At 59.8% G+C, this 15,365-nt stretch carries 17 protein-coding genes; all 17 read right to left on the minus strand.

All coding sequences use genetic code 11. The annotated features are described in order from the left end of the window. Positions 1-103 precede the first annotated feature (103 nt). The 17 genes from ylqF to fapR all read right to left on the minus strand — a co-directional run bounded on the left by ylqF (position 104) and on the right by fapR (position 14,884). Positions 104-955 (minus strand): ribosome biogenesis GTPase YlqF, encoded by an 852-nt coding sequence (gene ylqF / locus B0B07_RS01065; RefSeq protein ID WP_076756524.1) that lies wholly within the window; start codon positions 953-955, stop codon positions 104-106. Between the two features lie 14 nt (positions 956-969). Beyond that, positions 970-1,536 carry a signal peptidase I gene (gene lepB / locus B0B07_RS01070; protein ID WP_076756525.1) on the minus strand — a complete coding sequence of 189 codons (567 nt, stop codon included), beginning with the start codon at positions 1,534-1,536 and terminating at the stop codon, positions 970-972. 98 nt (positions 1,537-1,634) lie between these two features. Then, entirely contained in the window at positions 1,635-1,979 is a 345-nt protein-coding gene (gene rplS / locus B0B07_RS01075; protein WP_076756526.1) for a 50S ribosomal protein L19, read from the minus strand. A 155-nt stretch (positions 1,980-2,134) separates the two neighbouring features. Further along, complete coding sequence (gene trmD / locus B0B07_RS01080; RefSeq protein WP_076756527.1) at positions 2,135-2,866, minus strand: tRNA (guanosine(37)-N1)-methyltransferase TrmD; 732 nt, start codon at positions 2,864-2,866, stop codon at positions 2,135-2,137. Further along, positions 2,866-3,381, minus strand: coding sequence for a ribosome maturation factor RimM (gene rimM / locus B0B07_RS01085; protein ID WP_076756528.1), 516 nt, complete (start codon positions 3,379-3,381; stop codon positions 2,866-2,868). The genes trmD and rimM overlap by 1 nt, the downstream gene beginning before the upstream one ends. Positions 3,382-3,454: 73 nt before the next feature. After that, a complete protein-coding gene (locus B0B07_RS01090; protein WP_076756529.1) occupies positions 3,455-3,685 on the minus strand; it encodes a KH domain-containing protein in 231 nt (76 codons plus the stop codon). Between the two features lie 21 nt (positions 3,686-3,706). After that, complete coding sequence (gene rpsP / locus B0B07_RS01095) at positions 3,707-3,982, minus strand: 30S ribosomal protein S16 (protein WP_076756530.1); 276 nt, start codon at positions 3,980-3,982, stop codon at positions 3,707-3,709. Between the two features lie 83 nt (positions 3,983-4,065). Beyond that, on the minus strand, positions 4,066-5,424 hold the full coding sequence (ffh, locus tag B0B07_RS01100; protein WP_076756531.1) for a signal recognition particle protein: 1,359 nt from the start codon (positions 5,422-5,424) through the stop codon (positions 4,066-4,068). Between the two features lie 21 nt (positions 5,425-5,445). Next, on the minus strand, positions 5,446-5,781 hold the full coding sequence (locus tag B0B07_RS01105; protein ID WP_076756532.1) for a putative DNA-binding protein: 336 nt from the start codon (positions 5,779-5,781) through the stop codon (positions 5,446-5,448). Between the two features lie 80 nt (positions 5,782-5,861). Then, a complete protein-coding gene (gene ftsY, locus B0B07_RS01110) occupies positions 5,862-6,866 on the minus strand; it encodes a signal recognition particle-docking protein FtsY (protein WP_076756533.1) in 1,005 nt (334 codons plus the stop codon). A gap of 12 nt (positions 6,867-6,878) precedes the next feature. Further along, positions 6,879-10,472, minus strand: a complete 3,594-nt coding sequence (smc, locus tag B0B07_RS01115) for a chromosome segregation protein SMC (protein ID WP_076756534.1) — start codon at positions 10,470-10,472, stop codon at positions 6,879-6,881. A 1-nt stretch (position 10,473) separates the two neighbouring features. Next, positions 10,474-11,232, minus strand: coding sequence for a ribonuclease III (rnc, locus tag B0B07_RS01120; RefSeq protein WP_084186491.1), 759 nt, complete (start codon positions 11,230-11,232; stop codon positions 10,474-10,476). A gap of 124 nt (positions 11,233-11,356) precedes the next feature. Then, positions 11,357-11,593, minus strand: coding sequence for an acyl carrier protein (locus B0B07_RS01125; RefSeq protein ID WP_076756535.1), 237 nt, complete (start codon positions 11,591-11,593; stop codon positions 11,357-11,359). A gap of 33 nt (positions 11,594-11,626) precedes the next feature. Beyond that, positions 11,627-12,373 carry a 3-oxoacyl-[acyl-carrier-protein] reductase gene (gene fabG, locus B0B07_RS01130; RefSeq protein ID WP_076756536.1) on the minus strand — a complete coding sequence of 249 codons (747 nt, stop codon included), beginning with the start codon at positions 12,371-12,373 and terminating at the stop codon, positions 11,627-11,629. Then, on the minus strand, positions 12,374-13,318 hold the full coding sequence (gene fabD / locus B0B07_RS01135; protein WP_076756537.1) for an ACP S-malonyltransferase: 945 nt from the start codon (positions 13,316-13,318) through the stop codon (positions 12,374-12,376). Continuing rightward, positions 13,311-14,306: a phosphate acyltransferase PlsX gene (gene plsX / locus B0B07_RS01140; RefSeq protein WP_076756538.1), complete on the minus strand. Its 996-nt coding sequence runs from the start codon at positions 14,304-14,306 to the stop codon at positions 13,311-13,313. Before plsX ends, fabD begins: the two co-directional genes overlap by 8 nt. Beyond that, positions 14,303-14,884, minus strand: coding sequence for a transcription factor FapR (gene fapR, locus B0B07_RS01145; protein WP_076756539.1), 582 nt, complete (start codon positions 14,882-14,884; stop codon positions 14,303-14,305). The genes plsX and fapR overlap by 4 nt, the downstream gene beginning before the upstream one ends. Positions 14,885-15,365: the final 481 nt, after the last annotated feature.

The raw sequence follows: 15,365 nt of genomic DNA on the forward strand, positions 1-15,365 counted from the left end.
AAAAAGCAAGGACACGGGTCACCCTCCGCGGGCCCGCCGCGGAATCCTCCGTCATCCTTGCTTTTCCATTCCCCGGGTTTCAGCCGGACAGCCGCTGTCCGTCTCAGCGTTCTTCGGCAAAGTCGAACGACAGCCGGCCGAGCTGCTGGTCCCGGATATCCCGGACGATCAGTTCGGAAACTCCGTCGTAGTCGATGATCCCGCCTTTTTCATACACGCGCCGGCGCTCCCCGATCCGGTCGAACGCCTCCGGTATGCCGGCGGACAGATCCGCCAGGCCGTACCGCTCTTCCAGGCGTTCCGGATAATGGGCTTCGAGGAACCTGAGCCCGTAGACGGCCAGATCCTGCTTCTCCGTGATTGTATCTTTGATCGCACCGGTGAGCGCAAGCTTGTAGCCCGCTTCCGGATCTTCGAACTTCGGCCAGAGGATCCCCGGCGTATCGAGCAGTTCGAGTTCCTTGCCGACTTTGATCCACTGCTGTGCCTTCGTCACGCCCGGCGTGTTGCCGGTCCTGGCGATGTTTTTCCCGGCAAGCCGGTTGATGAGCGTCGATTTGCCGACGTTCGGGATGCCGACGATCATGGCCCGGATGGCACGCGGACGAATGCCCCTTGCCGCCATGCGGTCCCACTTTTCCTTCAGGATGGCCTTTGCCGCCTTGGTCACCTGCTGCAGGCCTTTGCCGTCCAGTGAATTGATGGCGACCGCTTCGATCCCGTCTTTCCGGAACCGCTCGAGCCAGCGGGCGGTCTCCGCGTCATCGGCCATGTCTTTTTTGTTCAGGATCATGAGCCTCGGCTTCTGGCTGATCACCTCGTCAATCATCGGATTCCGCGAGGAATCGGGCAGGCGGGCATCGATCAGTTCGAAGACAATGTCCACCATTTTCAGTTTTTCTGTGACTTCCCTGCGGGCTTTCGCCATATGTCCGGGGAACCATTGGATTGTCATGCTGTTTCCTCCTGCTATCGGGCGAGCCCGAAGTCGTCGATCGGCCAGAAAATGAGACTTGTGTTCCCGATGATCTCATCGTACGGGATCACGCCGATATGCCGGGAGTCCTTGCTGTACCGCCGGTTGTCTCCCATGACGAACACGTGCCCCTCCGGGACGGTCGAACGCTGGATCTTGTCTTCGAGCGTGAAGTCCTCGGTCAGCGGACCTTCCGAGAGACCGTTGAGCGCCGCCTTATACTCATCGAGATACGGCTCATCGTACGGCTCGCCGTTGATGTAGAGCTGATCGTCCCTGTACTCGACATGGTCGCCGGGAAGGCCGATGACCCGCTTGATGTAGTCCTTGCGTTCCGGCGCATGGAACACGACAATGTCAAACCGTTTCGGGCCGCCGATCGTATAGCCGATTTTGTTGACGATCATTCTGTCTCCGTCTTCAAGCGTCGGCATCATCGACTCGCCGTCCACGACGATCGGGGTGAATAGGAGATACCGGATGAGGGCCGCGAGCCCGAAGGCGATCAGGAGGACCTTCGTCCACTCCCACAGTTCATTTTTCTTCTTCTTCTCTGTCATGCCTCCAGGCCTCCCTGTTCAGTTTCTTCTATTGTACAGTGTATGAAAGGGCGAGGCAAAAAGAAAAGGAGCCGCTGTGGGCTCCCTTTCGAAATGGCTTATCGGATTTCTTTGATGCGGGCAGCTTTTCCGCGAAGGTTGCGGAGGTAGTACAGCTTCGCACGGCGTACTTTACCGCGGCGAATCACTTCAAGCTTTGCAATTTTTGGCGTGTGCACAGGGAACGTACGCTCAACTCCTACACCGTAGGAAATTTTGCGGACTGTGAATGTCTCGCTGATGCCGCCGCCGCGACGCTTGATGACAACCCCTTCGTAAACCTGGATCCGTTCGCGCGTGCCTTCAACGACCTTCACGTGTACGCGTACCGTGTCGCCGGGGCGGAACGTCGGGAGATCCGTACGGAGTTGCTCCTTCGTGATTTCTGTAATGATGTTTGTCATGTTTCCCTCTCCTTGCTACAGATGCTCATGCATTGTTGCGCTGCAGCGGAACACCGTAATCGAGCGCTTCGCATGGAAGCACAGAATGAATGATAACACAACCGGCGTCTGCCGGCAAGTGCCAGTCATGTTTTCCGGCACGGGACCGGGACCGGTCAGCCTTTCCAGCCGATGCTTTTCAGGTATTTCTTCTGGCGGTCGGTGAGATCCATTTTATGGAGCAGGTCGGGACGCCGGGTAAAGGTGCGTTCCAGTGACTGTTCCTCGCGCCAGCGGTCGATTTCTGCGTGGTTGCCCGACAGGAGGACGTCCGGCACCTTCATCCCCCGGAAATCGGCCGGGCGGGTGTAGTGCGGGTGCTCGAGCAGGCCGGTCGAGAAGGAATCATGCTCCGGGGAGTCCTCGTTGCCGAGGACGCCGGGCAGGAGCCGGACGACGCTGTCGATGACGGTCATGGCGGCGAGTTCCCCTCCGGTGAGGACGAAGTCGCCGAGCGAGATCTCATCCGTGACGAGATGCTCGCGGATGCGCTCGTCATAGCCTTCATAGTGCCCGCATAGGAAGATCAGGTCTTCCTCCCGGGAGAGTTCCTCCGCCTTGCGCTGGGTGAACCGCTCCCCCTGCGGGCACATGAGGAGGATGCGCGGCTTCCGGCCCTCCTCCGCCAGGCTCTCGACTGCACGGAACAGCGGCTCGGGCTTGAGCACCATTCCTGCACCGCCGCCGTATGGATAGTCGTCGACCTTGTGGTGTTTATCGGTGGCGAATTCCCGGAAATCGCGGACGGACAGCCGGACGGCCCCGCCCTCCTGCGCCCGCTTGAGGATCGAGGAATTGAACACCCCTCCGAACATTTCGGGGAAGATCGACAGGACGGAGATGTTCATCAGGACAGCAGCCCCTCTATCGGATCGATCACAATCCGCTTTTTCTCCGGGTCGACTTCCAGGACGACATCGTCAATATACGGGATGTAGTGCATTTTGCCTTCGGACGGCTTGACCGCCCAGACGTCGTTCGCACCCGTCCCGATCACTTCGGTGACTTCGCCGATCTCCCGGCCGTCATCTGCATAGACGGTGCAGCCGACAATCTCATGATAATAGTATTCGCCTTCGTCCAGTTCCCCGAGGTCCTGTTCGGACACCTTCAGGATGCCGTCCCGGTACTTCTCGACGTCGTTGATGTTCGGATGGCCCTCGAACGTGAGCAGGTCGAAGTTTTTGTGGACCCGGTGGGAGGCGACCGTCAGGATGACCGGCTCTTTCGCCCCCGGCATGAACAGTCCGAGACGGGTGCCTTCGGCATAGCGCTCCTCCGGAAAATCAGTCCGGGAAATGACACGCACTTCACCGCGGATCCCGTGTGTGTTGACAATTTTTCCGACGTTGTACCAATTCAATGGAATTCCTCCCTGGCATTCATTCGGTCCATAATGAAAGAAAAAGGAAGGAACAGATGCTCCTTCCTTCCAGTCAGTCCATGATGTCCACGCGCACCCGTTTCCGGCCGGCGGCGGAAGCTGAGTTCACAATGGTCCGGATTGCACCTGCAACCCGGCCCTGCTTCCCGATCACTTTTCCCATGTCGTCCGGATGAACGGACAGTCTGCAGACAAGTCTGCCGTCCTGCTCCTCCGTCTCCACGCGGACCCGTTCCGGGTGATCAACGAGCGGTTTGACAATCGTCTCGATCAGCCTTTTCATCATGTCGCCCCCGTGAATGAATTATTTTGCGGCGGTTTTGGCGTTGTGGTACTTTTCCATGATTCCCTGGGAAGCAAGAAGGTTGCGGACAGTGTCCGATGGCTTCGCGCCGTCCTGGAGCCACTTGAGTGCGAGTTCTTCGTTGATCTTCAGTTCTTCCGGCTTCGTGAGCGGGTTGTACGTCCCGATCGTTTCGATCTGGCGTCCGTCACGCGGAGAGCGGGAATCCGCTACAACAATACGATAGAAAGGCGTCTTTTTCGCGCCCATGCGTTTAAGTCTGATTTTAACTGCCATTTGATAGCACCTCCGAGTAGTTTCACACAAGATAGTATAATATCAAGGGTTGTTCCGTTTGTAAAGTGTTTTTTCTTAACACGTCATTTAAAGAGCGAGTCGAGGCCCGGAAGCTTCATCTTTTTCCGGCTCTTGCCCTGCTGCATGGCCGACATCTGCTTCATCATTTTCTTCATCTCATCAAACTGTTTCAGAAGCCGGTTCACTTCCTGGATGGATGTGCCGGAGCCGCGGGCGATCCGCTTTTTCCGGCTGGAGTTGATGATCTCCGGGTTGCTTTTCTCCTTCGTCGTCATCGACTTGATGACGGCTTCGACGCGCGCCATCTGGCCCTCGTCCACTTTCGCGTTTTCGAGGCCCTTGATCTTGCCGGCGCCCGGCAGCATCTTCAGCAGTTCATCGAGCGGCCCCATCTTCTTGACCTGTTCGAGCTGTTCAAGGAAGTCGTCGAACGTGAACGACTGCTCGCGGAATTTCTGCTCAAGCTCCTTCGCCTTCTGTTCATCGACGCCGGACTGCGCCTTCTCGATGAGCGACATGACATCGCCCATGCCGAGGATCCGCGAGGCCATCCTCTCCGGATGAAATGCCTCGATGGCGTCGAGCTTCTCGCCCATCCCCGCAAATTTCACCGGCTTGCCGGTCACGGAACGGATCGACAGCGCGGCTCCGCCGCGGGTGTCGCCGTCGAGCTTCGTCAGGACGACGCCGGTGACGCCGACCTGCTTATCAAATGTCTCGGCGACGTTTGCCGCCACCTGCCCGGTCATCGCATCGACGACGAGGAACACCTCATCCGGCTTGACGGCTTCGTGGATGTCGCGGAGCTCACCCATGAGCGCCTCATCAATCTGAAGCCGGCCGGCCGTATCGATGAAGACGACGTCATAATGCTCTTCCTTCGCCTTTTCGACTGCCTGCCTGGCAATGTCGACCGGAGAAACGTCCGTCCCGAGCGAGAACACCGGCATGTCGAGCTGCCGGCCGATCGTCTCGAGCTGCTGGATGGCGGCCGGACGGTAGACGTCGGCGGCCGCGAGCAGCGGCTTCCGGTTGTACTTCTTCCGGATCAGGTTTGCGAGCTTGCCGGTCGTCGTCGTCTTGCCGGCGCCCTGCAGGCCGACCATCATGATGACGGTCGGCGGCTTTTTCGAAAACGTCAGCGTTTCGGACTCGCCGCCCATCAGATCCGCGAGTTCGTCACGGACGATCTTGACGACCTGCTGGCCCGGCGTCAGGCTTTCCATGACATCCGCGCCGACAGCACGCTCGCCCACTTTCTTGACGAATTCCTTGACGACTTTCAGGTTGACGTCGGCTTCGATGAGGGCGAAGCGGACCTCCCGCATCATTTCCTTGACGTCGGCCTCGGTCACCTTGCCCTTGCCCTTGATCTTCTGAAGCGTATTCTGCAGGCGTTCGGCCAATCCTTCAAATGCCATCTATGCCCGCCTCCCGGTTAATTAATCATATTGTTTCAGGTCTTCCAGGCGCCCGATGATCGACTCGGGCGCGGCTCCGCCTGCCCGGATGTCGTCCGTCAGCGATTCGATCGCTTCCCGGCGGTCCCTGAACTTTCCGAAAAGCTGAAGCTTCTCCTCGTACTCCTCCAGCATCGCCTCGGTGCGGCGGATGTTGTCGTACACCGCCTGCCTGGACACACCGTACTGCTCGGCGATTTCACCGAGCGACAGGTCATTCAGGTAATACAGTTCCATGTAGCTCCGCTGCTTTTCCGTCAGGAGCGCCTGGTAAAAGTCGAATAGGAAGTTCATGCGGGTCGTCTTTTCAAGAAGCATGCGAACCCCTCCCTTCCCGTTTCTTGACGTTGCCATTTTATACGCGGAAGCACATTCTGTCAAGGCAATCGCCTTGTCTGTTATTCTCCGCCTTCTTCCGCGTCCTCCTGCTCCAGCCCTTCGGCGAAGAGCCCGTAGACATAGCGCTCGGCGTCAAATGGCTGCAGATCGTCCATGCCTTCCCCGAGGCCGACAAGCTTGACCGGAATGCCGAGCTTGTTGCGGATCGCCAGGACGATCCCGCCTTTCGCCGTGCCGTCGAGCTTGGTCAGGACAATGCCGGTGACGTCGGTCACCTCTTTGAACGTTTCCGCCTGGATGAGCGCATTCTGCCCGGTCGTGGCATCGAGCGCGAGGAGCGTTTCGTGGGGCGCCCCCGGGATTTCACGGCTGATGACGCGGTGGACCTTCTGAAGCTCGTTCATGAGGTTGACTTTGTTCTGGAGCCGGCCTGCCGTATCGCAGATGAGGATGTCGGCCTTGCGGTTCTTGGCCGCACGGATCGCATCGTACATGACAGCCGCCGGATCGGAACCTTCCGCCTGGCGGATCACTTCCGCGCCGACCCGGTCGCCCCATACCTGCAGCTGGTCGATCGCGCCCGCACGGAAAGTGTCACCCGCCGCGAGCATGACCGTTTTCCCTTCCTCGATGAACCGGCGCGCGAGCTTGCCGATCGTCGTCGTCTTTCCGACGCCGTTGACGCCGACGAACAGGAGGACCGTTAGGCCGTCTTCCTGGATATTGAGCGAGCTGTCCGCTTCCTCGCCGCCGCGGTAGATGTCGACAAGCTTCTGCGAGATGACGGACTGGATCCCTTCGGTGTCTTTGACATTTTTCCGCTGGACCTCGAACCGCAGATCGTCCATCAGGTCCATGACGGTCTCAAAACCGACGTCCGCCTGCAGGAGCAGATCCTCGAGTTCTTCGAAAAAGTCCTCGTCGACCTTGCGGTAACGGGCGATCAGGTCATTCACCTTCGACGTGAACGACGTGCGGGTCTTCTCCAGCCCTTCTTTGTACTTCTCGGTCGTTTCATCCGGCTTCCCGGAAATCTTGTCTTTCAGTTTTTTAAAGAAGCTCATGTCCGTCCCCTTTCATCCCGCGCCGCCGGCCGGCACGGGCTCTTCATATTCTACGCCGTCCCCTTCCGTCAGCTTGACGGATACCGGCTTGGAGATGCCTGATTCCTGCATCGTGATGCCGTAGAGGACATCCGCCCCTTCCATCGTCCCCTTCCGGTGGGTGATGACGATGAACTGGGTTTCGTCGCTGAATTTTTTCAGGTAGTTGCTGTAGCGGAGGACGTTCGCTTCATCCAGCGCCGCCTCCACTTCGTCGAGCACACAGAACGGTACGGGACGCACTTTCAGGATGGCGAACAAGAGCGCGATCGCCGTGAGGGCCCGTTCCCCGCCGGACAGAAGGCTCAGGTTCTGGAGTTTCTTGCCCGGCGGACATGCGACGATGTCGATGCCTGTCGTGAGCAGGTCATCCGGGTTCGTCAGAACGAGTTCGGTGCGGCCGCCGCCGAACAGCTCCCTGAACACGATCCCGAACTGGCGGTTCACCGCATGGAATGTGCTGCCGAACCGTTCGGTCACTTCCGCATCCATTTCCCCGATCGTCTCCTCGAGCGTCTCCTTCGCTTCCAGCAGGTCACTGCGCTGGTCAGACAAAAATTGATGCCGCTCGGAAACGGCGGCAAATTCGTCGATGGCACCCGTGTTGACGGGGCCCAGTTCGTCGATCGACTGCTTGAGCAGCCGGACTTTGCGGCGGGCCGATTCGGCATCCAGCCCTTCCGGGAACGGAAACTCGGCGGCCGGCGCCTCTTCAAGCCCGTACGACTCGATGAGCGTTTCTGACAGTGTCTCGAATTCATAGTCCAGGCGGCCCGCACGGAGCTCTGTTTCACGGCTGATCCGGGCATGTTCCGCCTGTGCCGCCGATGCCTGCTTGTAACGCGTCTGTTCCAGGTTGATCCTGCCTTCAAGCGCGGCCCGGCGGTTCACCGCACCGGCCACCGCCTGCTCGGCTTCCTTCCGCCGCTTTTTCCACCCGGCCAGTTCCTGTTCGATCTCTTCGGGTCCGAGGCCGTCGCTTCCGTCTCCCTCCAGCCAGCCGATCTCTTCGTTGAGCCGGCCGGCACGGAGTCCGAGCGACCGGAGTTCGGTCTGGAGCGTGTCCGAGGCAGCGGCCGCCTGCGCAGCCTGTTCGGCGAGCACTGCCGCTTCCGAGCGCAGCTCACCGAGCCGGTCCATCATCCGGTCACGCTCGTTGCGCCCCTGTTCATACAGTTCCCCGAGCTTCTCGATCTCATCGGAGATTTCCTTCAGTTCTGCAGTGAGCCGCTCTTTCCGGCTGCCTGCGGCGTCGAGCCGTTTTGAAAGACCGCCCGCCATTCCGGCCGTGCCCTGCTCTTCATCCGTGAACAGCGCCGCCCTGTCCGAAAGCCTGCGCTCCGCGGACTTCAGCTCCGCCAGCTGCTCATTGGCCGCCTGCCCTTCTTTCCGGAGATCGGCCAGTTGTTTCTGTGCGGAGCCCCGCAGTCCGGACAATTCCTGTTTGTCCAGCTTCAGCTGCCTGACCGCCTGTTCGGCATTCCCGATCGATCCCTCCAGGCGCACAAGGTCTGCCGAGACGCTTTCCAGCTCGGCTTTCCGCATGAAGATCGGATTGTTCCGGTCCGAACCGCCGCCCGTCATGGAACCGCCTGCATTGACGACGTCCCCGTCGAGCGTCACGACCCGGTACCGGTATCCCGCCATCTTTGCGATTTCATTCGCGCCTTTGAGCGTGGCCGCGATGATGACGTTGCCGAGTAAATTGCGGACAATCACCGAATATCTGCTGTCGGCCGATACAACGGAATCGCCGGTTCCCTTATATTCCCCGTGGCCGTTCACCCTGGCGAGCGTCTGGGCATCGACCTGCCTCGGCTTCATGACCGGGAGCGGGAGGAATGTCGCCCGGCCCTTCCGGCTCTCCTTCAGGTGGGCGATCGCCCGACGTGCATCCGATTCGGAAGCGGTGACGATATGCTGCATGCCGCCTCCGAGCGCCGTTTCGATCGCCTTTGCGAATTCCGGTCGAACGTCCAGCAGCTTGGCGACGGCTCCCTCGATTCCCTGCAGACGTCCTTTCTCGGCGGCCCTCAGGACTTCTTTGACTCCCGTATGGAAGCCGGCATGTTCGGCTTCCATGGCGAGGAGGGCCTCCTTCCGGCCCTTGAGCTTTTCCTGCAGGCTGTATGCCTTGTAGAGCTGTTCCTGCTTGTCTGCGAGTTCTCCGGCGAGCTTCCGTTCGGCCTCTTCCCGTTCGGAATCAAGCCGCTCCGCTTCCGTCAGCCTCTTCTGCAGATTCCCGGCCGCCTCTTCCGCCCGCCGGAGTTCCCTGCGGACTTTGTCCAGTTCGCCGGCCGTTTCCTCGGCCCGGGACCGGTTGCGTTCCGCGGACTCTTTCTGCTGGTCGATCTGCATACGGAGATGCTTCAGTTCGTTGTTGACGGCCGCCTCTTCGCTGAGCCGTTCGATATAGACGGACTTGAGCTCGTCGATCCGCTTCTCGGTTTCGCCGAGCGGGCGCCCCGCGACGTCCTGCAGCCGCCGGATCTCTTTCCGGGTTTCGGAAAGCGCTTCTTTTTTCTCGGCGGCAAGCCGCTCCGCCTCCGCCTGTTTGCCCGTCGTGGAGAGGATGGCCGCTTCCGCCTCCGACAGATCCGCCCGCAGCCGTTCCAGCTGGCGGACCGCGTTTGTCCGGCGTTCCTGCATGACCAGCCTGCGGCCTTCCCATTTTTCCGTGCCGGCGACGGCTTCCGCCAGTTCCTTGTGCAGGCCGTCCAGCTCATCCGCCAGCGCTGCCGCTTCGCTTCGCAGCCCGGCGAGCACGGCGTCCCGGCTCTCCGCTTCAGCGGACGCCTGCCGCTCTTTTTCTGCAGCCGCATCATGTTTTTTGCGGACGACTTCCCTCGCGTTGCGGTTTTCTTCAAGATCATGGGCAATCAATGCGATTTCCGCCGTTTTCAATTCGCCGCTCATCGCAAGAAAATCCTCTGCGGCGGATGCCTGGATCCGAAGAGGCTCCAGACGGCCCTCGAGCTCATGCAGAATATCGAGGACCCGGTTCAGATTGTCCTCTGTCTCGAACAGCTTATGCTCGGCCTTCCGGCGGCGCTGTTTGTACTTCAGCACGCCGGCCGCTTCCTCGAAGATCGAACGGCGGTCCTCAGGCTTGCTGTTGAGGATCTCATCCACGCGGCCTTGTGAAATGACCGAGAACGCCTCCTTGCCGAGGCCCGAATCCATGAAAAGATCGGTGATGTCCCGCAGGCGGCATGCCTGACGGTTGATCTGGTATTCACTGTCGCCCGAGCGGAACACCCGCCGGCTGACGCTGATCTCCTGGAAGTCGAGCGGCACGCGCCCGTCCGAGTTGTCGAGGATCAGGGTCACTTCGGCAAAATTGAGCGGCTTTCTGGATTCACTGCCGGAGAAAATGACATCCTCCATCTTGCCGCCCCGCAGCGTCTTGGCAGACTGTTCGCCGAGCACCCAGCGGATTGCGTCGGTGACGTTGCTCTTCCCGCTGCCGTTCGGACCGACCACCGCGGTGACGCCCGGCACAAAATCCAGGCCGATGCGCTCTCCGAACGACTTGAAGCCGAAGATCTCCAATCGTTTTAAATGCAAATCAGTCCGCCTGCCCTTCGGTTTCCCGCAGTTCGGCGATGGCGTGGCGGGCCGCAAGCTGCTCCGCCTCTTTTTTGGATTTCCCTTCCCCGTTGCCCAGCTCCTTGCCGTCGATCGTGACCGAAGAGACAAAGATGCGGTCGTGGGCTGGTCCTTTTTCCTCGACGATGCGATATTGCAGGTTGCCGCCCGCATTTTGCTGGACGATTTCCTGCAGCTGGCTCTTATAATCCATCACATGGGAAAAAGCACCGACTTTCACTTTCGGGAAGACGACGCCTTCCAGAAACTTGAGTACCTCATCGAACCCGTGGTCGAGGTAAAGGGCGCCGACAAACGCTTCGAATACATCTGCCAGCAGTGCCGGTCGCGTCCGTCCGCCTGTCTGCTCCTCGCCCTTGCCAAGCAGGACATACTTGCCGAAACCGAGTTCGTTCGCAAATTGGACGAGAGACGGTTCGCAGACAATGGCTGCGCGCAGCTTCGTCAGTTCGCCTTCGCTCATGGATGGATACGTGTCAAACAGAAAGCGGGAGACGGTCAGCTCGAGCACGGCGTCGCCGAGGAACTCAAGCCGCTCATTGTCATCGTGAATCCGCTTCCGGTGCTCATTCACATAGGATGAATGCGTGAATGCCTTGTACAGCAGGGTCGGATCGCTGAATCGGATGCCGAACTCCTCTTGGAACCCTTCAAACTTTCTGTGTACGGATTCCGGGTAGGAATCACGCTTATGGCGTTCTTTACGGTTCATAGTCATGATGATCTGCCTTTCAGATTGGATATATGCACAGTTTACCTGTTCCCGCCAGTTTTCGCAAAATGGAAAAGAGGCGGCCGCTTTCCCCTCGAAAAGGTACGGCAGCTGCCTCCATAAAGCCGGGTCAGCCGACTTTTTGTTCGATATAATTGACGGCGTCGCCGACAGTGCCGATCTTCTCCGCATCTTCATCGGAGATTTCCAGATCGAATTCGTCTTCAAGCTCCATGACGAGTTCTACGACGTCAAGGGAGTCAGCGCCGAGATCATCGCGGAATGAAGCTTCCGGCTTCACTTCGCTCTCGTCCACGCCGAGGCGGTCGACGACCACTTTGGATACACGTTCCAGTACAGTTGCCAAACTATTTCACCTCCTCTCAAGGATGCTGCCATCTTACATTACCATACCGCCGTCGACATGGAGCGTCTGGCCGGTAATATATTCCGAATCACCGGAAGCGAGGAAGAGGACGGCATCCGCCACATTTTCCGGCGAGCCGAGCTTGCCGAGCGGGATCTGCCCGAGCATGCCTTCTTTCACTTCTTCCGGCAGCTTGTCCGTCATGTCGGTCGTGATGAAACCCGGTGCCACGGCGTTCACGCGGATTCCGCGGGCGCTGAGTTCCTTTGCGGCCGTCTTCGTCAGGCCGATCACGCCCGCCTTCGCCGCAACGTAGTTGGCCTGGCCGGCATTTCCCGCCACACCGACAACAGACGCCAGGTTGACGATGGTGCCGGAGCGCTGCTTCATCATCGGGCGTGCGACCGCCTTCGTGCAGAGGAAGACGCCTTTCAGGTTGGTATCGATGACATCGTCCCATTCGTCTTCCTTCATGCGCATGAGCAGATTGTCTTTTGTGATTCCGGCGTTGTTGACGAGGATATCCACCGAGCCGAAGCGCGAGGCCGTCTCGTCGACAAGCGTTTTCACATCATCCGCATCACTGACGGACGCGCGGATCGCGAATGCTTCGCCGCCCGCTTCCTCGATGATCCGGACCGTTTCATTCGCCTTGTCTTCGCTTCCTGCGTAGTTCACCGCCACACGGGCTCCTTCTTCGGCGAGCCGGATGGCGATCGCCCGCCCGATGCCGCGGGAGGCGCCGGTGACGATCGCCGTCTTCCCTTCAAGTTTGCCCATTTACGACCACCCTTTCGCGGCCTCGACGGCCTTGTCCAGCGTTTCCGCGTCTTCGATCTTCAGCACCGTGACCGACCGGTCGATTTTCCGGATGAGTCCGGACAGCACGCCGCCCGGTCCGCATTCGATGAACAGCGTCACACCGAGGCCGATCATTTCCCGGACTGATTCTTCCCAGCGGACCGGCGAATACAGCTGTTCGACGAGAAGCCGCTTCATCTCCGCCGGATCGGTCACGGGCTTTGCCGTCACGTTCGATACGACCGGGAGCACGGGTTCGTTGAACGTCACCGAATCAAGCTGCACCTGCAGCTCGGAAGCGGCCGGCTTCATGAGCACGGAGTGGAACGGGCCGCTGACATCAAGCGGGATCGCCCGCTTGGCGCCGGCTTCCTTCGCCGCTTCGCATGCACGTTCCACGCCTGCCTTGCTGCCGGAAATGACGATCTGCCCCGGGCAATTCAGGTTGGCCGGCTGAACCGGTTCCCCGCTTTCTGTAATGTTCTCCGTGACTTTGCGCAATTCCTCCGCGTTTAGGCCGAGAATTGCCGCCATCGCCCCTTCGCCTGCCGGGACTGCATCATTCATGTAAAGCCCCCGGCGGTGGACGGTTTCCGCGGCATCCCCGAAACCGAGGACACCCGCCGAAACGAGCGCCGTATATTCGCCCAGGCTGTGCCCGGCCGTGTAGTCCGGCCGGATGCCCGCCGACTTCAATGCAGCGTCGATCGCCGCACCCGCCGTCAGCAGCGCCGGCTGGGCATTGTATGTAAGCGTCAGTTCTTCCTGGGGCCCTTCAAGCATCAGCCTGCCGAGGCCGAATCCGAGACGCCCGTCGGCTTCCTCGCGGAATTGCGCCCCGGGCCGTCCCTCTCCGATGAAGTCCGCGGCCATGCCCGTTTTCTGGGAACCCTGTCCCGGGAAGACGAATGCAATTTTACTCATGTTCCCCCATCCTTCCGATCGTCTCTCCGATACGTCCTGCCACATCGTTCTCCGCCATCGTCCTTGCCTGGCGGATCGCATTTTTGATGGCATTCGCGTTCGAAGAGCCGTGCGCTTTGATCAGCGGGGCCTTCAGGCCGAACAGGCCCGCCCCGCCGTACTCGGTATAGTCCATCTTTTTCTTGAATCCGCCGAGGTTGTCCTTGGCGAGCAGCCCGGCAATTTTGCCCTTTGCCGTCGACATGAACGCTTCCTTCATCATGTGCATGAGGCCCTGGGCGGTCCCTTCGATCGTCTTCAGGACCATGTTGCCCGTGAACCCGTCCGTCACGACGACGTCCGCCACACCGTTCAGCAGATCGCGCGCCTCGACATTTCCAATGAAGTTGACGGGCGCCTGTCCGATCAGCCCGAAGGCTTCTTTCGTCAGTTCGTTCCCTTTGTTCTCCTCGGTGCCGATGTTGAGCAGCCCGACCCTCGGTGACCGGATGTTCCGGACCTGCTCGGCATATACGCTTCCCATGACGGCATACTGGGCAAGATGCTGCGGCTTCGCGTCTGCGTTCGCCCCCATGTCCAGCATGAGGAACCCGCTTCCGTCGACGGTCGGTAGCGTCGGGGCGAGGGCCGGACGGTCGACTCCGTCCATCCGGCCGACGATGAACAGACCGGAGGCCATGAGCGCGCCGGTGTTCCCGGCGCTGACGCCTGCATCCGATTCTCCGTCGCGCACCGACTGGGCCATCCGGACCATCGATGCATCCTTTTTCCTGCGGACTGCCCGCACCGGCTCGTCCTCGCTGTCGATCTTTTCTGAGCAATGAATGACGGAAAGCCGTTCATGCCCGCCGATCTGCGATTCGATCGCCTCTCTGTCTCCGTACAGGCGGATCCGGATATCCGGAAATTCCGCAAGCGCCGCTTTCACGCCGTCCACGACGGCATCCGGCGCATTGTCGCCGCCCATTGCGTCCACTGCTATGATCATTGCTGTCCCTCTTTTCCGCGTTCATGGGTCCGGTACATCTCGAATATCCCGGTGAAAACAGGCTCTTCCCCGACCGTCGAGACCACCCTGACGATGGAGCGGTGCGGCTTTCCGCCGGCGGGCAGGACCTCCGCCTTCGCGACGACCCGGTCACCCGCGTGCACCGGCTTCCTGAACTCCAGCTCGGATTTGGCGGTGAGCGCCAATTCGTCGTCGATCACCGCGACCGCCAATGAATTCGCCTGCGCGAACAGATGGTGGCCGCGCGCGATTCCGTTTCTCTGGAACACATGATCTTCCGTCACGTCGAACACCGACACCGCCCGCTTGTCCAGCTCGATGTCGAGGATGTCCCCGATCACTTCATCGATCGGCAGCGCCTTCACATCATCGAGCGACCGGGAAGCCATATCCTTCAGCCGCTCCCGGAGTTCCGGGATGCCGAGCTCCATCCGGTCGAGCCGAACAGTCTGGACGCTCACGGAGAAATGCTCCGCAAGGTCGCCGTCCGTCATGAGCGGATTTCCCTCCAACAGCGCGGCCAGCTTCTCCTGCCGCTCTCTTTTCTGCAAACGCATGTTTTCACCACCGGATTAGCACTTGGTACTAACATCAGTATATAAATTCGGATGGGAGATTGCAAGCAGGTTTCGGTACGGAGGGGTTCTTTGAATCGGGCGGGACAGCCTGTCCCGGAGTCCGGAGGGGGGACGGGGTCTCCCTGAATAAAGGCGGGTTTTGCCTGGACGCGGTGAGTTCTCCCTATACCGCGGCGAGTTTTACCTGATCCGGGCCGGGCTTTACCTGAACGTCGCCGGGTTTTCCCTAATCTTCGAGTTTTCCCTTGACCTCGATCAGTTTTCCTTAAACCGTGCCGGGCTTTCCCTTAACCTCTCCGGGTTTTACCTGAACCGGGACAAGCTTTCCCTGTTCTTCCCCGGCTTTCTCCAACCTTCAAGTTACACCTGAACCTCGATGAACCTCCCCTTAACTCTGCCTCGTATCCCTTGAATCCCCCTCGTCTTCCCTGCACCCGGGCTTCCCCTGAACTTCGGCGAG

The organism is Edaphobacillus lindanitolerans, from assembly GCF_900156305.1.
Lineage (GTDB): Bacteria > Bacillota > Bacilli > Bacillales_A > Planococcaceae > Bhargavaea > Bhargavaea lindanitolerans.